The following is an 18,675-nucleotide window of genomic DNA, read 5'->3' as shown; positions in this document are numbered from 1 at the left end:
GCGCCCTGTTTCGGGCGTGGTCGCGCAGGGACAATACGGCCCATGAATCAGCAGGGAGCCGCGCGGAGCCACGAAGACGACTGGTGGCGGCAGTTGTACGGCGGCGAGGGCGCGGGAGAGGGCGCCCCGGCACCCGGCGCGGTGGGCGATGCCGGGCCGTCCGACGCCGTGGACACCCTCGACGAACGGGTCGCGTCGGCGCTGCGGGCGCTGGGAGCGCCGCGGAGGGGCGGTACGACACCGCGGAAGCCCCCGGCTCCGCCCCCACCCCCGGATTCCGGTAAGGCCGAGCCGCCGCCGCGAAAGCCACCGGGCAGGGCCGCGCCCTCCCCACCCGTGCCGTCCCCACCGATCCCGCTCCGGTCCACCGGTCCCGGGACGCGCGGGACCTCCGCCGATCGCCCGTCACGGGACCGCCGCTCGGCCCCCGGCCCGTCTCCCGACCGTCGAGCCGCGGACCGTCCCTCCCCCGAGGCCGAGCCCACCAAGCCGACCGAGCCCACCCACCAGACCGAGCCCACCAAGCCGGCCGACTCTGCCCGGCCGGCCGGCCCCGCCCGGTCCGCCCACCCCGCCCCACCCGCCGAGCCGGGGGAACTGCCCGTAGCCGACCCGGCGGTTCTCGACGATCCGGTGCCCGACACCACCCTCGACGGCTCTTGCTACGGCGCGCTGACCCTGCGGGCCGCCTCGCAGCGCGGTGAGGGCGCCCGCGTGCGTGGTGAGGTACGCCGTGACGCGCTGCTCACCACCCGCTTCGGGGCGGGCCGGCACGCGCTGATCCTGGTGGCCGTCGCCACCGGCAGGCCGTCCGCCGGGGGCGCCCACCGTGCCGCCCGGGACGCCCGGGACGCCTGCACCTGGATCGGTGGCGCGATCGGCCGCAGCTACACCCGACTGGCGGAGGACATCAAGGCGGAGCGTCGCGACGCCCTCAAATCCGGGCTGCAGCGGCTCACCGACCGCAGCTACGGCAAACTCCGCGGCCGGGCGCCCGAGCGGGACGCCCCGGCGGAGCGGTCCCGGGACGTTCCCGCGCGGTGGCAGCCGGCCGCGCTGCGCTGCCTGCTGGTGCCCGCCGACCCGGACTGCCGTACCCGGGTGTTCTTCGGCGTCGGCGCGGGCGGTCTCTTCCTGCTGCGCGACGGGGCCTGGCAGGACCTGGAGCCCGCCGTGACGGACCACGACTCCGGCACGACGGCGGGCGCCGGCAGCGGACTGCCGCGTCCCGCCCCGGAGCCGGCGCACGACCCGTACGCGCCGGCCGAGGGCCCGGAGCGGCCCGAGCCGTTCCTCTTCCGCACGGCGTTCGCCCGTCCGGGGGACACGCTGCTGCTGTGCAGCGCGGGTCTCGCCGAGCCGCTGCGGGACGAGGCCGCGCTCGCCGCCCGGCTGGCCGAGCGGTGGTCCGCCGCCGAGCCGCCGGGTCTGGTGGAGTTCCTCGCCGCCTCGCAACTACGGGCCGAGGGGCACGCGATGGACCGTACGGCCGTCGGGGTGTGGGAGTCGTAGCGCCGGGCACACGGGGAGCCGGGGTGCGCAGAGGGCGGTGACGCACAGCGGAGGCGCGCCGCGGCACCGCGTGGGTTCATGGGAGAGCAGCCCCCTCCGCCCCAGCGGGCAGCCCCCACCCGTCGAAGGAGCGACAGCGACATGGCGAAGCAGACCGTGGCCGAGCAGTTCGTGGACATCCTCGTGCGCGCGGGGGTGCGCCGGCTCTACGGGGTCGTCGGCGACAGCCTCAACCCGGTGGTGGACGCCATCCGCCGCAACTCCGCGATCGACTGGATCCAGGTCCGCCACGAAGAGGTCGCCGCGTTCGCCGCCGGGGCGGAGGCGCAGCTCACCGGCTCGCTGGCGGCCTGCGCCGGCTCCTGCGGCCCCGGCAACCTGCACTTGATCAACGGCCTCTACGACGCCCACCGCTCCATGGCCCCGGTCCTCGCCCTGGCCTCCCACATCCCCTCCAGCGAGATCGGCACCAGCTACTTCCAGGAGACCCACCCGGACCGGCTGTTCGTCGAGTGCAGCCACTACAGCGAACTGATCTCCAGCACCAAGCAGATGCCGCGGGTGCTGCAGACCGCGATCCAGCACGCCATCGGGCAGCGCGGGGTCTCGGTCGTCTCCCTCCCCGGCGACATCGCCGCCGAGCAGGCGCCCGAGCGCACCGTCGAACACGCCCTGGTCACCACGCGCCCGTCGGTCCGCCCCGGGGACGTCGAGATCGACACGCTGGCCCGGATGATCAACGAGGCCGACAAGGTCACGCTGTTCTGCGGCAGCGGCACGGCGGGGGCGCACGCCGAGGTCATGGAGTTCGCCGAGCGGGTGAAGTCCCCGGTCGGGCACGCACTGCGCGGCAAGGAATGGATCCAGTACGACAACCCCTACGACGTCGGCATGAGCGGACTGCTCGGCTACGGCGCGGCGTACGAGGCCACCCACGAGTGCGACCTGCTGATCCTGCTCGGCACGGACTTCCCGTACGAGGCGTTCCTGCCCGACGACGTCACGATCGTGCAGGTCGACGTCCGGCCCGAACACCTCGGCCGCCGCTCCAAACTCGACCTGGCCGTCTGGGGCGACGTCCGCGAGACGCTGCGCGGCGTGATGCCCAAGGTGAATCCGAAGACGGACCGCAGGTTCCTGGACCGGATGCTGAAGAAGCACGCCGACGCCCTGGAGGGCGTGGTCAAGGCCTACACCCGCAAGGTCGAGAAGCACCTGCCGATCCACCCCGAGTACGTGGCCTCGGTCCTGGACGAGGAGGCCGACGACGACGCGGTCTTCACCGTCGACACCGGCATGTGCAACGTCTGGGCGGCCCGCTACCTCACCCCCAACGGCCGCCGCCGGGTGATCGGTTCGTTCAGTCACGGCTCGATGGCCAACGCGCTGCCGCAGGCGATCGGCGCCCAGTTCATCGACCGCGGACGCCAGGTCGTCTCGATGTCGGGCGACGGCGGGTTCTCCATGCTGATGGGCGACTTCCTCACCCTGGTCCAGTACGACCTGCCGGTGAAGGTGGTGCTGTTCAACAACTCCTCGCTGGGCATGGTGGAGCTGGAGATGCTGGTCTCCGGCCTGCCCTCGTACGGCACCGGCAACAAGAACCCGGACTTCGCGGCCATCGCCCGCGCGGCCGGGGCCCACGGCATCAGGGTCGAGAAGCCCAAGCACCTGCGCGGCGCCCTGCGCGAGGCCTTCAAGCACAAGGGCCCGGCGCTGGTCGACGTCGTCACCGACCCCAACGCCCTGTCGATCCCGCCGAAGATCAGCGCGGAGATGGTGTCCGGCTTCGCGCTGTCGGCCGGCAAGATCGTCCTGGACGGCGGCGTCGGCCGGATGCTGCAGATGGCCCGCTCCAACTTGCGGAACGTGCCCCGGATCTGACGTGCTCCCGCCCGGCCGGTCCGCCCGGCCGGTCCGCCCGCCCGGCCGGTCCGCCCGCCCGGCCGGTCCGCCCGCCCGGCCGGTCCGCCCGCCCGGCCGGTCCGCCCGACCCGGAGCCCGGTTCAGCTCCCCGGCGGGTGCTGCGGCCGCAGCCGGAGCGTCAGGATCTGGAACGGACGCAGCTCCACCGCCACATCCGAGGTCGGCCCGCTCTCCTCCTCGTGCAACGGCCGCTCCAGCAGGTCGGTCACGGTGACCCGGGCGACCGGGAAGCCGGGGGAGAGCAGGCCGCTCGCCCGGCCGCCCTGCGACTCGTAGAGCCGCACCACCACATCGCCGCTGCGGTCCTCGGCGAGCTTGACCGACTCGACGGTCACGGCCGGGTGGTCGACGCGGATCAGTGGCGGGACGGGCGGCGCGGTGGCGGTCCGCAGGGGCAGGTTGAGCGCCAGCCCCTCGGCGACCGCCTCGCCGGTCCCGGCGCCCGGCAGCAGGGCGTAGCGCAAACGGTGACCGCCCTGGTCGGTCTCGGGGTCGGGGCTGTGCGGGGCGCGCAGCAGGGTCAGCCGGACCGTCGTGCCCAGGCCCTCGGGGTGCGGGGTGCGGGTGACGTCGTGGCCGTAGGTGGAGTCGTTGAGCAGGGCGACCCCGTAGCCGGGCTCGGCGACCCGCAGCCAGCGGTGCGCGCAGATCTCGAAACGGGCCGCGTCCCAGCTGGTGTTGGTGTGGGTGGGGCGGTGGACGTGCCCGAACTGCACCTCGGAGGTGGACCGCTCGGCGTGCACGTCCAGCGCGAAGGCGGCCTTGAGGACCTTCTCCGACTCGTGCCAGTCGATGTCGCAGGCGATGTCGAGGCGGGGCGAGCCCGCCCGCAGGGTCAGCTCCTGGGTGATCCGGGACGCGCCGAACGCCCTGGTCACCCGGACCGTCGCGGACAGCGGCCCGGCCGCGGCCAGCTCGACGGACTCGGCGTCGGTCAGATCGGTGTGCCGGCGGCGGTAGTGCCGGTCGAGGTCCCAGGCGTCGTACTGGTTGGGGTGGTCGGGGTGCAGTTGCAGCAGATTGCCGCGGGCGCCCGGCGCCAGCACCTCCCGCCCGGCGTGCAGATCACGCACCGACGCCAGCAGGCCGTCGGCGTCGACGACCACCCGCAGCAGCCCGTTGTCGAGCGTGACGGTGTCCCCGGTGCCGGTGTCCGCCCGTACGGGCGGGGGCGGCGGGGTGGCGCTGTCCGGGGCGGCCGGGCGGACCGCGGCCGAGCCCAGCGCCGGGACGTGCACCGCGGCCTCGGTGGGCCCGCCCGCCCCGGACTCCGGCAGCGCCACGACCTCGTCCCGGTCGTAGGGCGAGGCGTTGAACACCGTCGGCACCCCGGCCGCCGCCGGCTCCCCGCCCGCCAGCGCCCCGAGCGCCGTCTCGATGATCCCGGTCAGCTCGGCCGCGACCGCCGCGTACGTGTCACGGGCCTCGCGGTGGACCCAGGCGATGGACGACCCGGGCAGGATGTCGTGGAACTGGTGCAGCAGCACGGTCTTCCAGAGGCGGTCGAGGGCGTCGTACGGGTAGGCGTAGCCGCCGCCCGTCCGCACCGCCGCCGTGGTGGCCCACAACTCGGCCTCGCGCAGCAGGTGTTCGCTGCGCCGGTTGCCCTGCTTGGTCTTCGCCTGTGAGGTGTAGGTGCCGCGGTGGAACTGGAGGTACAGCTCACCGGACCAGACCGGCGCCGCCGCCCCGTACTCCGCCTGGGCGGCCTCGAAGAACCGGGCCGGCGGCTCGATCGCGACGCGCGGCGAGCCCTCCAGGGAGCGCAGCCGGCGGGCCCGCTCCAGCATCTCGCGGGTCGGGCCGCCCCCGCCGTCGCCCCAGCCGAACGGCACCAGGGAGCGGGTGGCGCGGCCCTTGTCGGCGAAGTTGCGCTCGGCGTGGGCGAGTTCGGGCGCGGCCAGCCGGGAGTTGTAGGTGTCGACCGGCGGGAAGTGGGTGAAGACGCGGGTGCCGTCGATGCCCTCCCACCAGAAGGTGTGGTGCGGCATCTTGTCGGTCTGGTTCCACGACAGCTTCTGGGTGAGGAACCACTTCGCGCCGGCCAGTCGCGCCAGCTGCGGGAAGGCGGCGGTGTAGCCGAAGGAGTCCGGCAGCCAGACCTCCTCGGTCTCCACGCCCAGCTCCTCCAGGAAGAAGCGCTTTCCGTGCACCAGCTGCCGGGCCAGTGCCTCGCCGCCGGGCATGTTGGCGTCCGACTCCACCCACATCGAGCCCACCGGCGCCCAGTTGCCGCTCCGTACGGCCTCCTTGATGCGCTCCCAGATGTGCGGCTGGTGCTCCTTGACCCAGGCGTACTGCTGCGCCTGCGAGCAGGCGAACACCACCTCCGGGTACTCCTGGGCCAGCTGGGTGACATTGGCGAAGGTGCGGGACGCCTTGCGCACCGTCTCGCGCAGCGGCCACAGCCAGGCGGAGTCGATATGGGCGTGCCCGGTGGCCGAGACGCGATGGGCGCTGGCCGCGGCCGGGCGGCCCAGGACGTCCGCCAGCGCGTCCCGCCCCGCGGCCGCGGTGGCACCGACGTCGTGCAGGTCGAGCGCGTCGAGCATGTCCTCCAGGGCCCGCAGGATCTCGTGCCGGCGCGAGCCGTCGGCGGGCAGCTCGTGCATCAGCTCCGACAGCACCTCGATGTCCAGGACCAGCTGCCACACCGTCTCGTCGAGCACCGCGAGGTCCGCCGAGGCGAAGCGGTACAGCGGCCGGCGCGGAGCGGTGCGCACATCGCCGAGGCCGGTGGGGCGGAAGTCCCGCAGCACCGCCGGGTTCGCGGCGGCCTCCAGCAGCAGACGGACCTCCTCGCCGCCGACCGCCGGCGCGCCCACGGGGACGTGCCGGTTGCGCGGATGGATCCCCTTGACCGGTACGCCCTCGGCGTCGTAGACGAGGCCCTCGGCCTGGAACCCGGGCCCGTCACCGGTGAAGCCGGGGTCGATGACGGCCTCCACCCGCCGCCCCGCCCACTCCCGCGGCACCTCGCCCGCCAGCCGGAACCAGCTCGTGGACCACGGCGGCCCCCAGGACTCGCCGAGCGCGAACGGCTCGTACGCGGCCCGCAGCGCCTCGCCCACCGGCACCGTTTCCCCGGTTCCCGATTCCCCGCGCGCAGGGGATCCCCCGATTGCCGGCGCGTGCCAGACGGCCAGCCGCAGCGGCACCCGCGCCGCGTACCGCGCGGGCCGGATGAACTGCCCCAGCGCTCGCTCCAGGCGCCCCTCCACCAGCAGTCGGTCGTCGTGCACAGCGGCTCCTCACGCTCGTACTCCCCGACGCCTCCCGGGCGCGGGCGGGGCCCCGGCGGTTGCCGGGGGAGTGCCCGGCGCTCCCGGCCGGGCCTCCACGACAGGCTCGGATCAGGCATACCCACTCAGGGGGTGCCTGCCCGGTCGTGCCGGAGCACGGCGCCGCCCACGGCCCCGCCCGGTCCCTCCGGCGCACGGGTGGCGGATCGGCGGCAAGGCGGGCGGAAGCGGCAAATCCGAAGCATGGCGGCAGAGCGGATGGGCATGCTGAGCGTGAGGCTGTTCGAGGCAGAGCGCCGGAGTTCGTTGGGGGCGGGGGAGAAAATGCGTCAGCCTGTGCGGCGCGAAGGACGGGACAGACGGCAGGAAACGGCCGAGGGGGGCCGGGACCGGGGGATCACCGCACGAGCGCCGGGCGTACTGCAGCGCAAGGTGCGGCATGCGGATCTGAAAGCGGTCGGCGAGGTGCGCAGGGAGCTGCGCCAGCTGCTCAGCCGCTGGGCGTCGCCGGGGGACGGCGAGCTCGCGGAGGTCGCGACGCTGCTCACCAGCGAGCTGGTCACCAACGCCCTGGTCCATGCGGAGGGCGGCGCCGTCGTCACGGCCAGGGTCGGCGACCGGCTGCGGGTGGAGGTCAGGGACTTCGTCCCCGGCCGCCCCGAGCCGCGCGCGCCGACGACCGACGGGACCTCCGGCAGGGGACTGATGCTGGTGCGCTCCTTAGCCGACGCCTGGGGCATACGCACCGAAAGCCTCGGCAAGAGCGTGTGGTTCGAACTGGGCGGCGGACCGGCCTGACCCATGGGCGGGGGTGCCGGAGGGCACGGTCCGCCACCGGTCAGCCGAATTGCCGTTCGATCTCGGCGAGTTTCTCCTCCAGGGAGTCCAGACGGGGGATCGTCTGGGTGTCGTCCTCGGCGGTGAGATCCACGGTCCGCGGAGCCGCGGCACCGGCACCCTCGGCCTCAGCGCCGGACACGGCCTTGAGCGCCGGACGGGCGCGTGACGGCAGGTCCCCGGTCCGCGGCGGCTCGACGTCACCGGCTATGGCGGGGTCGGTCCCGGCCACCTCCGCGGCCGCCGCCGTCGTCACCAACTGCCGGCCGCCACCACGCCCGAGGCCCCAGCTGCGGTGCTGCCGGTTGATGGCCTTGAGCCGTGCACGATCGAGCCTGCCCTGCTCGCGCCTGCGGAGCCGGTGGGCCTCCTTCTCGCGCCGGTCCTCACGGACCTCCTCGACCGCCTCGTCCAGCGTCCGTACGCCCTCCAGCAGCATCAGCGACCAGGCCGCGAAGGTCTCGCGGGGCGCGCGCAGCCAGCGGACGATCCGGATCTGCGGCAGCGGACGGGGCACCAGTCCCTGTTCGCGCAGCGCCGCCCGGCGGGTCTGCTTGAGCGCCCGGTCGAAGAGGACCGCCGCCGACAGCGACATCCCGGCGAAGAACTGCGGCGCTCCCGCGTGGTCCAGGCCGCGCGGCGCGTGCACCCAGTTGAACCACGCCGCCGCACCCGCGAACGTCCACACCAGCAGCCGCGAGCCCAGCGCCGCGTCACCGTGGCTGGCCTCCCGCACGGCGAGCACGGAGCAGAACATCGCCGCACCGTCGAGCCCGAACGGCACCAGGTACTCCCAGCCCCCGGAGAGGTTGAGGTTCTGCACGCCGAAGCCGACCAGACCGTGGAACGACAGCGCGGCGGCGACCGCCGCACAGCAGAACAGCAACAGATAGGAGGCCGAGGCGAAGACCGTCTCCTTACGACGACGACGCTCCTCGCTGCGCTCCCAGGAGTCCTCCCCGCCGGCCCGCGCGGCCGCACGCCTGCCGCGCATCACCAGCGCCACGGCCACCGGCACACCGACGACCACCAGGGCCCCGGGAACCAGCCAATCCAGCGATATGTCGGTCATCCTCATTCTGGGGTCCCTTTGCCTCGTGCCTCGGATACGCGATTTCCGCGACATCCTGGCGGAAACCACTGTGGCAACCGAGGCGTTCGGAACAAGAAGCCGCCAAGGGGTGCGAGGAAGTCACCTCGGATTCGAACCGTCGCGCGCAACGGGAAAGGGATTTCGATTAAATCGCCCTGTTGGATGGCATGGACGCCAGGAGCGCCGAAGCGCGGCACGAGGATCGGGAAGCTGCCCGACGTGCATCGCGCCGCACCGCGGATTCTTATGACGCCTGTCTTTGAAAGAACGTGTGTGCAGCGCTTCGACGTTTCGGGTCGAAGGCGTCGATCGTCCCCGCGCCGTTGTTGCCAGGGCCGCTGTTCCACTCGCGGATCTTGCGAGCCACCCCCTTCAAGCGTGGGTGGCCGGGTCTGAGCGCGATCTCGAAGTGGGATTCCTTCGGTCTCTTGAAGTCACCGCCCCATGCGACGACACCGTCGAGTTCAGCGAGGATGTCCCGGATGATGACGAGTTCGTGCGGATATAAATTGCCTTTGGCGCCGACCGGATAGTCCACGGGACGGATCGCCAGCGCGCTGCCGGACAGGTAGTTCGACTCGTATGTCTCCGTCAGCTTATGGTCGCGTGTCCAGCCGTGAACATCGCCGGCGCGCAGGGAGTCGATCTCATAGTGGAACCGGCGGGCCACGTTGAGGAGGATCGTGGCGGCGTCCCCCTCCGCGAGTGAGACCTTCCGGCCGCTGCCTTCGATGGTGAAGCTGGTCGCCTCGTCCAGGACAGGCCACCTGTTCTTGGATACCGGACCCTTCCAAGCGCGGGTATCGGCCGACGCGCAGTTGGCGCCACCGAGGTTGACCAGCGTTGCAGCGGCGGCAACGCCGGAGCCGGCGGCTATGAACCGGCGCCTTGACAGACCAGACTGATTCATGACTGGTTCTCCTTTCCGGGCAAGCGGGTGAGGTGTGTGGTGCCGAACCACAGGAGGACGGCGAGAGCGGCCAATGAAATGACGGCACAGGTCACAATGGCCGGATTGATCCATGCGGGAACCAAGTCGTAATGCGCATTGCACTTGTTGTGCAGCGGGAAGACTTTCCTGAACTCCTCGGCATGGGCGTCCCAGTACGTCGCGTCGTAGCGCTCATGGTGGACGAACAGACACGTTTCGCGGACGTCGAGGCCTCCCCCGAACACTCCCCGGATCCACGATGCGAGGCCGGCACAGAGCGCGACGGAGCACAAGCGCGTCCACCACATCGCCCGCCGCCATGATCCGTTTCGCAGGCCGACGGCCATGTGAAAGAGGTTCCACAGGTTCCACACGAGCCAGGCGGCAAGGATCACTGCGACGATGAGGACCGAGGCTTCTTTCATGCCGTTGTTCTTTCGTTGTCATCGAGCGGAGCGGGCGCGGGCCGCCTTGAGGTACTTTTCATGGTTTGCGCGGTACCGGGACAGGCTGCGTCGCTCCGTGCCCATGCGGGCCAGCAGGGCGTCGACGAACCCCTGCTCGAACTTGCCGAGCTTTTCGCTTCCGCCGGGGAGGTTTTGGTAGTCCGCCGGCTGAGCTGCTCCGGAACAGGTGATGAGGTATATCTGCGCGGCTGAAAGGGTCTTGTCCAGCGACGTCAGGGCATTGTGGGCGGAGGTCTTGCAGTCTGTGGCGTTGCCCCACCTCTGGTTGAAGTAGTTGTTGAAGCGTCGCAGGCCGCCGCCTCCGTTGTAGTGGTCCTTCAGGGCGTCGACGATGCTCTTGTTGCCGCGTACGGCTCGGGCGAGGTGGTACCCGTCGGCGTCTTCTATGAGGTCGGTGAAGCCGAAGGACGATGCCACGCCGGGGACCGCGAGCCTGTCGTGGGCGAACTGCCACGGGTTGGCATAACTCTGTTCGGAGTTGCGCCAGTCGGCCCAGAACGTCATCAGATCGCCGGCCCAGCCACCGACATCCCCGCCATTGGCGGCCTTCTTGTCGCCCGGCTGATCCCTGAGGAGATGTGCGTTCGCCGTGGCCATCATGTGCGGGGAGCCGAGTTGATAGCCGGTGAAGGGGTCGGTGAAGGAACCCTTGATGCTCATGCCCTTGGAATTGCAGTAATCGACGAATCCGGTGTCGTACGAGCCGATGAGGTACCACCAGCCCAGCTTGTTGGCCAGATCCTTGTCGCCGTACTCGCGGTGGCGGATGTACTCCATGACGAGTTGGCTGCGCTTTTGTCCGCCGGCCCCGTACGAGCCGGCCAGGTCGTACAGTTGCTGGACGTAGTTGATGAAAACGTCCGCCGGTCCACCTGCGTCGTTCACCGAGGAGGCGCCGGGGTCGATCCCGGAAACTACGTCGCGGTCCAGGTCGAACGTGTCGGAGCCGTTGGTGACCTTGAATTCCTTGATCTGGTTGAAAGCCCAGTTTCTGGGGATGGGGAATCCGAGGTTCCCTGAGAACCCCCAGGACATTCCGGATACGAAAGAGGAGCGGGCGAACGTCGCGTTGCTGACGGTGCTGCAAACGTTCCGGGATCCGTACACCCCGTGCGTGTATTTCTTGCCCTGGCTGGCGAGGGCGGCCTGCACGCCATGGAAGTACGGAACGATGGCGCTTCGGATCTCTTCTCCGGTCGCGTCGTAATCCACAGCGAAGTAGATGGTGGTGCCCCGGTTGAATCCGTAGGCGGAGGCGTGTTTGTGTGCGTTGAGCCCGTGCTGGTAACCGGAGCTGTATGAGAAATCTCCGAGTCTTCGGGCGTTGTCCTGGTAGATCGGGAAGACCTTGAGGCCGTTACTGAAGATGGTCTCCAGCTCGCCCGGCTTGATTTCTTTGTCCAGGGTTGAGCCGGGCGGGTCGTATATGTAGCGCCCGACGAACCGATAGCCCTTGTCATACATCCATTTAGCGCGAGCGGGAGTGATCTCGAATCGTGTGTCCGATCCGTGCGCTTCGCGATCGGGGTCTCCCATGGAGACCAAGAGCTGAGCCCACGTCGCGTAGTCACCTTTCCCGCTTTCAGTCAACTTGTTGAATTTCTGGAAGAACTTGACCCATGCGGCGAGGCTTGAATCGCCGGAGTCATAGGTGGACCGCCAAGTCGTGAGGACCGGGTCCCCACTCGGAAGGTAGGTCGGAGCGTTGAAGACGCATGCGGCCGAGAAGAGTTGGACGAAGACCCCGGAGTCGCCCGGGGCGAGGGTGTGGGCCTTCAAACCTTCCTGGGTGCCGGGACCGAAGTTGCCGGTCGGAGCGGCGATGCCCAACTCGTACTGGAGGGCGATCATCAGTGACTTCTGGACATCCCGGGAGTAGACGCCGTCGCAGGGACCGATGTTGTAGGCGTCACGGGTCCAGTAGCGGCCGTTGAGCCACTGCTGAATCGAGCGGATCCCGTCGGTGCCACCGGCCACGACGACGTAGGCGTCCATGTTCAGGACAGCTCTGGCGATCGGGGCGTTGATGACGCCTTCGCCGCCGATGCCCATGTTCCCGCGAAGCTTCTTGACGGCGTCACGGGTGACACCGGTGAACCAGCCCTCGCTTCCGGGCTCGACGGCCCAGTACCCCTTGCACCACAGGCCGTACTGAAGGACGGAGACAAGGTTGCGGTTCTTGTCCCACTGGAAGCCGATGTCACCGAGGGCGGCGAACTTCGCATACGTGGTGGGGCCGAACGAGCCCATGACCGGGCTGATACCGAGTTCATGCTGGAGCGCCATGACAAGGGAAGTCATGGTCCCCCAGCCGGTCCGGCCGTCCTCGGGGCAGCGCACGTAGCCCGCAACGCTGCTGTAGCGGGAGTTGACCCACTTCTGAGCTCTGAGAACTTGCTCGTCTGCCATGTCTGATTCCTCTCGTGTGGATACTCGGGGACGAGCCCCACGGCCGGGTTGGGCGATGGGCGATGGGCGGTACGGACGTCAAAGCCGAACTGCTTCACAGGCCGGATGTGGCTCTCGCCAGGCCGGAGAGAGGCCGGGGACCGGGCCGGTGGGCAGGGTAAGCGCGGGCGGCGGCACCGATGGTGGGCGTGAGGAATCAGTCGCGGACGAGTGTGACCGTCGTGACGACGGGGCGCTGAGTGAGGCGGCGATCATTCTCCTCGGCCCATGGAAATATCCATCGGTACAGCGGAATTACTCAGATGCGAAGGAACAGCCGTTCCGCCGGTGCCGGCCCCTCGCCGGAAAGGTCTCCCCCATAAAGGCACGGTGCAAGGAATTGGATCGTGGCCGTTGCCGGCTGAGCAGTGAACGCATCCCATCCCATGCGCTCCGGGCAGTCAACCGCCCATCACGGCCTGCCGTTGAACTGCGCGCTCCGCATATGAGATCCAGTCAAACTGGCTGGATTGAGGCCGTTCTTGTTGTGTACGGGCCTGTATGTCTCAGCCATGGCACGGTAATTGAGACAAGAAATAGGGAGACTTGCCCATCAAGCCTGATATTTTAGACATGGAGCCTAAAGTTCCGCTGTTCGCTGCGGATGTCCGTGGGTTACTGTGCCTGAGCGCGATGACTTGTATCCCTGTTCGCTGTTGCCGGGATCGCGCCGAGACCGCACCGGAGTGGCTCTGAGCCCTTTCCCGCCGGGGCGTTGGATGTAACTGACGCGGTGCGCGCAGAATTGCTCCCGTAGGGATCTCCCGGCGTCATGTGTCATGGCCGGTCGGGATCATTGCGTGTCTTCCAGGTGCGACTTCGCAGTGCCCGGAAACGCCTGGATCGTATTCGTCGGGCAAGGTCTTCTCGTGAAGAAGGAGTGGCTTTCTCATGCGTAATGTCTTACGTACCGCTGCCGCGGGAGCGGCACTCGCTCTTACGCTTCTCACAGCTCCTCGAGCAACGGCCCAGGACTTGCCGTCGAGCGATCGGCACATCGCCGGCACCAGCGCCCTGCTGTCCGAGAAGGGGGCCGGAGATGCTCGGACCCGTGCGATCGCTGAGGCGGACCCGGAAGCCGTCACGGCGACCGCAACCCTCTGTGGCAGCGGCTACGAGCTGGAATACGCCGAACGACTTCCGGACGCGAGGCGGTACGGAACTCTGTTTACGTACACGAAGTTCACCACCGGGTCGTCCGGTGTCTGCGCGCTGTTCGACAACAACACCGGCAGCGCCAAGCGCATGAAGCTCAAGCTGTGCCCGAACAAGACCGGTGCTACCTGCACGGTCGATGAAGGCACCTTCAGCCGGTACGCGGGTCCTGTGAAGTACGCGGACGTATCCGGTAGATATGTCCAGTGCTCAATGGTCAGCGCGCTGATGTGGGACGCGAATGGCAAGGTCCTCATCGACCGCGTCACGTCGGCCACGCTGTGTGACTGACGTCGGTCGACGCGCTGCGACGTCAGTGCAGCGCAATGGTGTCCGCATGAGTGCATGGCTGCGTTCCTGGAGGAGAGTCCGCTGCCGTGCGGCGTACGGCCGGAAGCGCTCGCAGCACGAGGTCATGCGGTTGATGGGAATCCAGAACAGCCTGGGGGGAAAGTGACGGACAATCAATGGCGCCTGAAATGGCGCCACGCATTGAGTCTGGCCGTATTGGGGCTGGTGGCGTCAACGGTCACTGCATGCGGTGGCGCACACGAGCGCACGGCCGCAGCGCACACGGAAACGCCCGGAGCTCACGCTGAGTCGGGCGAGGGGCCGGCGCCCGCTCAGTCCACAGCTCCTCGGACTGAAGCTCCCCGGGATCCCGCCTCCGGCCCGGCGGAGCGCGGTGAGGACAAGCAGGCGCAGGACAGGGCTGCGGAGGAGCGCAGAAACCGCGCACCGTCCGGCGACATCATCACCTCGGCTCCGCGCCATGGCATTCCGCGAGGTACTGAGGAGTTCGGGTCGGCCGTTGCCGAACAGGGCGACCTGACGGTTTATGCCGCCAAGCGCGAGGGTGCCGGGCTCGTCGTGCCGTGCAAGATCACCAACAGAGGTGACCGGCGCGCCTCATACGCCTTTCGCATCCGCGTCACCGGACCTGACGGGTACAACGCCACCGCGCAGGCGTCACTGGATACCGTCGGTCTCTACCCCGGAACGTCGTGGCCGACCGAATTGACCGTGCGGCAGAGCGGCAAGCCCGTGCCGGCTCACCCGAAGATCACCGTCGAGAGGCTTCAACGGACGGAACTTCGGCAGTGAGGAGGCTGGTTCGGGGCATCGCTCCGCCCCGAACCAGAAAGGCCGGCAACCGAGGTCTCAGCCCGCCCCGGTGAGGCGCCGGACGCGTTCCTCGTCGCGAGTGCGGGGGCAGGTGAGGCAGGTGTCGGCGGGGCGCAGTGTGTAGTACATGCAGCAGCTGGCGCGGTCGCGGGTGGGCAGTGGCTCGCCGCACGGTCCGGTCAGCTCGCGGAAGCCTGCGCTCCCCACGTACGGGGCGGTGGCGCCCGGCAGCAGGAGCTGCAGCGCGGCGACCGCGCGCTGTTCCTCGCCCAGCAGGTGACCGACGTGCCACAGGCCCTCGGCGATCTCGTCGGACGCCATGCCCCACAGTGCTCGCGGCCCGCGCCGCGTCCGGGTGCGGAAACCGTCCAGGACGGGCCCGAGGTGTGCGGCGACCGCCGCCCTGACCTCCGCGCGCAGCGCCTCCTCGTCCGGTACCACCCGGGCGCCGGGCAGCGCCGCCGCCGGATCGTCCGGAAGGCAGGCGAACGCGCTGATCCGCACCGCCATCCGGCCCGGCTCGCGCTGGAAGGAGACGTCCTGCACGGGCAGCCGCGGGACCCGGCGGTGCAGGAACCAGGGGAGGGTGATCAGCAGGCAGGCGGGCCAGGCGTAGCGGTGCAGGGCGAAGCTCGCGACGACGTCCGGCCGGGCGCGCTGCCCGTGGTCCCGCACGATCCGGGCGTCGTTCCGGGCGAGGAAGGACTCCAGGCTGTCGCCGCCGGCCGCCAGCCCGGCCGCGCAGACCCAGCCGTCACCGCTGGGCGGGGCCGCGTCCCACAGGGTCACCCGCAGGCCGGGGAAGACCGCGGAGAGCCGGGCGTAGGCCGCGGTGAGGGGGTGGGCGGAAGGCGGGGCGGCGGGGGCACGAGTCATGCGGGGACCACCGAATCGCGATCGTTAGCAGGTAAGCCTTACCTTGCTCGAAGGCTTACCCTTGCCCGCTGAACACCAGTCCTGGCGCCGGTACGACCTCCGGGCAGGCTCCCCGGATTTGCACGGGGGCGTCCGCCGCCTATGGTGCTTCAGACGTCAGGAGGAACCGTGAGGGAACAGGGCACGGCGGAACAGGAACCGCACGCCCGGGCACGGGTGCCCGAGCAGGCCGGTCCCCCCGTGCCCCGGCGGCACTCCGTGCGCGGCCAGGTGCTGGCCGCGCTGCGCCATGCGCTGGTCGGCGGGGAGCTGACCCCGGGCGAGGTCTACTCCGCACCCGGGCTCGCCGAGCGCTACGGCGTCTCCGCGACCCCGGTCCGCGAGGCCATGCAGCAGCTCGCCTGCGAGGGCGCCGTCGAGGTCGTGCCCAATCGCGGCTTCCGGGTCGCCGAGTGCAGCTCCCGGGACCTCGCCGAGCTGGCCGAGGTCCGGGCGATGCTGGAGGTGCCCGCGGTGGTCCGGCTGGCCCGGGCGCTGCCCCCCGAGCGCTTCGAGGGGCTGCGCCCGCTCGCCGAGGCGGGCGTCACGGCCGCGGCCCGCGGGGACCGGGTCGGCTACGCGGAGGCCGACCACGCCTTCCACGACGCCCTGATGTCGCTCACCGGCAACCGCAGGCTCACCGAGGTCACCGGTGACCTGCTGCGCCGCTCCCAGTGGCCGCCGGCCGACCGCCCCCGGAGGCGCACGGCCGACCTGCTGGCCGACGCCTCCGAGCACACGGCGCTGCTCGACGCCCTGGTCGCCCAGGAGTACGCGGTGGCCGAGCGGATCACCCGCGAGCACGTGTCGGTGGCCCGCCACCCGCACTGAGCCCGCACCGGGCGGGCCCGGCGGGGTGTCCCGGCCGGGCGCCGGGCCGGCTAGCCGGGCAGCAATTCCTCCAGCGGCAGCGCCGCGACATCGGCGGCGGGCCGGGAGAGGTAGAGATCGGCGTGGTAGAAGCCGTCGGCTTCCTTCTGCGCGGTGGACAGGCCCCGGGCGGCCAGGGCGTCGAACGCCGCCTGCCGCTCGTTGCCGTCGGCGAACTGCCGCTGACGGAAGGTGCGGGTGGTGAGTCTCTCCGTCACCAGCCCGGCCCGCGCCAGCAGGGCGGAGATCGGCCGGTAGTCCACCTCGCGCAGCACGAACGCGGCGACCCACGGCGGTGCGGACACGCAGTCGAAGAGGCGGCCGAAGGTGCGCGCGGAGATGTAGCCGACGCCGCCGGTGACGGTGATCAGGTCGGTGCCGGCCAGTACCTTCCGCAGCTGAGGGCTCGGCTCGTCGAGCTCCAGGTTCTCCGCGAAGCCGTGGTCGAGCAGGCCGACCGACCGTGCGTAGCCGACCGCGCGGTCCGCCGCGTCGATGCCGGTCACCCGCCAGGGTTCGGCACGCCGCCGGGTGGCGAAGAACGAGCGGTCCTCTTCGAGGAGTTGGGCGGTGGACGGCAGCGCGTGGCCGTTCGCCGTGTAGCGGCCGTAGAGATCGGCGAGGGACAGCTCGTGGTTGAGCAGGGCCGCGTTGACCCCGTACGAGCAGCAGAGGTCGACAACGTTCAGTGGCGGGCGGTCGCTCCGGTGCCGCTGCAGGGTCTCGGCCACGGCGCGGAACACCGCTTGGCCGTGGTGCGGAATCTGGTAGTCCAGGGGGTGGAGAGTGGTGAAGTACCTACGGGGATCCGGGCAGTTGTAAATCGCCTCGAAATCTGCCTTGCCCCAGTCGGTTGCAGCGGTCGTGTTGGTCACTCCTGCTGTCATGTGGCCTCCTGAAAGGCTGTGCCAGTGGGTGGGGCCAGCTGGTCCCGGACCAGCATCCATACCCCGCTGCCGCCTCACAGTGCGACTTGTGGCCATTCTCGGGGCCTGTGGGGCGTTGTGGGACACCCCTTCCCCGGGCCTTCGGCCCATAGTCCCACCTCAGGGTTCGCCTGGCGCGTCGGCGGCCGGCCGGAGCGGGAACCATCGCACCCCGGCCGATCCGGCGCGGGGACCGTCCGGATCCGGCCAATCGCCGACGGTGCCGGCATGGCTGAAGTTGGGGGGTTGACGGCGCGTGGACGAGGAGGCACGGGCGGTGACGTACAAGCGGCGGCCGGTCCGCCACGGAGTGTGGTGGACCGGCCGTCTTCCGTGAGGGGTGCGGACACGTCCTAGGTGGCCGTGATGCCGGTGGACAGATGGTCGGCGAGCCAGGTGGGCACGCCGCCCATGAGGCGGTAGAGCCGGGCCGCCTCGGCGCGCAGCCGGTCCGCGTCGGCGTCCGGGGCGGCCTCGGCCAGCGCCACGAGGGCCGGTGCCGTGCCGACCAGGAAGCCGAGTTCCTCGCGGATCCGCAGCGATTCGGCGAATCCGTGCCGGGCCTCGGCCAACTCGCCGTCGCGCAGCGCCAGTCCGGCCAGATGGCGCCAGGTGAAGGACAGCAGCAGGGTGTCGCCGTGCGCGGTGGCGCCGGCGTGGGCGCGGCGGTAGGCGGCCCGCGCCGAGTCCGGGCTGTCGGCGACGTGCTCGGCCATCAGCCCGCGGCGGAAGTCCAGCAGCGGGCGCCCGGCCGCGGTGGGCGCCAGCAGCGCGGCGGCCCTGCCGAGTGCCGAGCGTGCCTCGTCGGCGCGGTCGCGGACGCCGAGGACCGTGGCGGCGTACGCGAGATGGCCGCGCTCGCAGGCCGCGCCGCCCCGTTCGTCGTCGGTGCCCGCCAGTGCCTCGGCGGCGCGCAGCGCGTCCTCCGCCCCGGCCCAGCCGGCCGCCGTGAACATGCACCGCTCGACCAGCAGCGCGGCGCGGCGCAGCGCGGACGGTGCGTGGTGGACGGAGTGCGGTTCCAGCAGGGCGGCCGCGTCGTCCCAGCAGCCGCGGGAGCGCAGCCGCCAAACGGCACGGTCGAGGGGGTCGTCCCCCTCGACCGTGCCTGCCGAGCCTGTTTCCGGTGCGGATGCGGGTGCCGGCACCACGATCGGCACCGGAACCGCAGAACTGACCGGATCCGCGGAATCCGCGGATTCCGACATGGCGGTATCCGCCACATTGC

The 18,675-nt window shown here is 70.6% G+C and carries 14 protein-coding genes; 6 read left to right on the top strand and 8 right to left on the bottom strand.

Features of this window, described 5'->3' with window-relative positions:
• Positions 1–42: 42 nt before the first annotated feature.
• On the top strand, positions 43–1,512 hold the full coding sequence (locus tag K7396_RS08165) for a protein phosphatase 2C domain-containing protein (RefSeq protein WP_152104301.1): 1,470 nt from the start codon (positions 43–45) through the stop codon (positions 1,510–1,512).
• Positions 1,513–1,653: 141 nt separating this feature from the next.
• Complete coding sequence (locus K7396_RS08160) at positions 1,654–3,396, top strand: pyruvate dehydrogenase (RefSeq protein WP_086719177.1); 1,743 nt, start codon at positions 1,654–1,656, stop codon at positions 3,394–3,396.
• A gap of 122 nt (positions 3,397–3,518) precedes the next feature.
• Here the strand turns inward: K7396_RS08160 and K7396_RS08155 are convergent, their stop codons facing one another.
• Positions 3,519–6,680 (bottom strand): alpha-mannosidase, encoded by a 3,162-nt coding sequence (locus tag K7396_RS08155; RefSeq protein ID WP_086719178.1) that lies wholly within the window; start codon positions 6,678–6,680, stop codon positions 3,519–3,521.
• A gap of 420 nt (positions 6,681–7,100) precedes the next feature.
• Between K7396_RS08155 and K7396_RS08150 the strand changes: the two genes are divergently transcribed.
• A complete protein-coding gene (locus K7396_RS08150) occupies positions 7,101–7,478 on the top strand; it encodes an ATP-binding protein (protein WP_086719184.1) in 378 nt (125 codons plus the stop codon).
• A 40-nt stretch (positions 7,479–7,518) separates the two neighbouring features.
• Here the strand turns inward: K7396_RS08150 and K7396_RS08145 are convergent, their stop codons facing one another.
• The 4 genes from K7396_RS08145 to K7396_RS08130 form a co-directional block, all read right to left on the bottom strand.
• The gene (locus tag K7396_RS08145; RefSeq protein WP_086719179.1) at positions 7,519–8,595 is read right to left on the bottom strand and encodes a DUF2637 domain-containing protein; all 1,077 of its coding nucleotides are present in this window, start codon (positions 8,593–8,595) and stop codon (positions 7,519–7,521) included.
• 259 nt (positions 8,596–8,854) lie between these two features.
• Positions 8,855–9,520, bottom strand: a complete 666-nt coding sequence (locus K7396_RS08140; protein WP_086719180.1) for a hypothetical protein — start codon at positions 9,518–9,520, stop codon at positions 8,855–8,857.
• Complete coding sequence (locus tag K7396_RS08135; RefSeq protein WP_086719181.1) at positions 9,517–9,966, bottom strand: hypothetical protein; 450 nt, start codon at positions 9,964–9,966, stop codon at positions 9,517–9,519. The genes K7396_RS08140 and K7396_RS08135 overlap by 4 nt, the downstream gene beginning before the upstream one ends.
• 18 nt (positions 9,967–9,984) lie before the next feature.
• Positions 9,985–12,417 carry a glycoside hydrolase domain-containing protein gene (locus tag K7396_RS08130; RefSeq protein WP_086719182.1) on the bottom strand — a complete coding sequence of 811 codons (2,433 nt, stop codon included), beginning with the start codon at positions 12,415–12,417 and terminating at the stop codon, positions 9,985–9,987.
• Between the two features lie 930 nt (positions 12,418–13,347).
• On the opposite strand from K7396_RS08130, the gene K7396_RS08125 reads away from it, so the two are divergent.
• Both K7396_RS08125 and K7396_RS08120 read left to right on the top strand, forming a co-directional pair.
• A complete protein-coding gene (locus K7396_RS08125) occupies positions 13,348–13,902 on the top strand; it encodes a hypothetical protein (RefSeq protein WP_086719183.1) in 555 nt (184 codons plus the stop codon).
• 54 nt (positions 13,903–13,956) lie between these two features.
• Positions 13,957–14,715, top strand: a complete 759-nt coding sequence (locus tag K7396_RS08120; RefSeq protein WP_143589145.1) for a hypothetical protein — start codon at positions 13,957–13,959, stop codon at positions 14,713–14,715.
• A 57-nt stretch (positions 14,716–14,772) separates the two neighbouring features.
• On the opposite strand, the gene K7396_RS08115 is transcribed toward K7396_RS08120, so the two are convergent.
• Positions 14,773–15,612: a (2Fe-2S)-binding protein gene (locus K7396_RS08115; RefSeq protein ID WP_152104302.1), complete on the bottom strand. Its 840-nt coding sequence runs from the start codon at positions 15,610–15,612 to the stop codon at positions 14,773–14,775.
• Between the two features lie 141 nt (positions 15,613–15,753).
• On the opposite strand from K7396_RS08115, the gene K7396_RS08110 reads away from it, so the two are divergent.
• Positions 15,754–16,482, top strand: a complete 729-nt coding sequence (locus K7396_RS08110; RefSeq protein ID WP_152104303.1) for a GntR family transcriptional regulator — start codon at positions 15,754–15,756, stop codon at positions 16,480–16,482.
• A gap of 50 nt (positions 16,483–16,532) precedes the next feature.
• On the opposite strand, the gene K7396_RS08105 is transcribed toward K7396_RS08110, so the two are convergent.
• A complete protein-coding gene (locus K7396_RS08105; RefSeq protein ID WP_223659775.1) occupies positions 16,533–17,408 on the bottom strand; it encodes a hypothetical protein in 876 nt (291 codons plus the stop codon).
• Between the two features lie 392 nt (positions 17,409–17,800).
• Entirely contained in the window at positions 17,801–18,655 is an 855-nt protein-coding gene (locus K7396_RS08100) for a hypothetical protein (protein ID WP_373866875.1), read from the bottom strand.
• Positions 18,656–18,675: the final 20 nt, after the last annotated feature.

Origin of the sequence: Streptomyces angustmyceticus, from assembly GCF_019933235.1 — a bacterium.
GTDB classification, from domain to species: Bacteria; Actinomycetota; Actinomycetes; order Streptomycetales; family Streptomycetaceae; genus Streptomyces; species Streptomyces angustmyceticus.
This window is presented reverse-complemented; position numbering and strand designations above follow the sequence as displayed.

Bases quoted from the DNA above. Each gene is read 5' to 3' on its own strand.
- K7396_RS08165 (WP_152104301.1), top strand. From the start codon at position 43: ATGAATCAGCAGGGAGCCGCGCGGAGCCACGAAGACGACTGGTGGCGG.
- K7396_RS08160 (WP_086719177.1), top strand. From the start codon at position 1,654: ATGGCGAAGCAGACCGTGGCCGAGCAGTTCGTGGACATCCTCGTGCGC.
- K7396_RS08145 (WP_086719179.1), bottom strand. From the start codon at position 8,595: ATGAGGATGACCGACATATCGCTGGATTGGCTGGTTCCCGGGGCCCTG.
- K7396_RS08140 (WP_086719180.1), bottom strand. From the start codon at position 9,520: ATGAATCAGTCTGGTCTGTCAAGGCGCCGGTTCATAGCCGCCGGCTCC.
- K7396_RS08135 (WP_086719181.1), bottom strand. From the start codon at position 9,966: ATGAAAGAAGCCTCGGTCCTCATCGTCGCAGTGATCCTTGCCGCCTGG.
- K7396_RS08130 (WP_086719182.1), bottom strand. From the start codon at position 12,417: ATGGCAGACGAGCAAGTTCTCAGAGCTCAGAAGTGGGTCAACTCCCGC.
- K7396_RS08125 (WP_086719183.1), top strand. From the start codon at position 13,348: ATGCGTAATGTCTTACGTACCGCTGCCGCGGGAGCGGCACTCGCTCTT.
- K7396_RS08120 (WP_143589145.1), top strand. From the start codon at position 13,957: ATGGCTGCGTTCCTGGAGGAGAGTCCGCTGCCGTGCGGCGTACGGCCG.
- K7396_RS08115 (WP_152104302.1), bottom strand. From the start codon at position 15,612: ATGACTCGTGCCCCCGCCGCCCCGCCTTCCGCCCACCCCCTCACCGCG.
- K7396_RS08110 (WP_152104303.1), top strand. From the start codon at position 15,754: ATGGTGCTTCAGACGTCAGGAGGAACCGTGAGGGAACAGGGCACGGCG.
- K7396_RS08105 (WP_223659775.1), bottom strand. From the start codon at position 17,408: ATGACAGCAGGAGTGACCAACACGACCGCTGCAACCGACTGGGGCAAG.
- K7396_RS08100 (WP_373866875.1), bottom strand. From the start codon at position 18,655: ATGTCGGAATCCGCGGATTCCGCGGATCCGGTCAGTTCTGCGGTTCCG.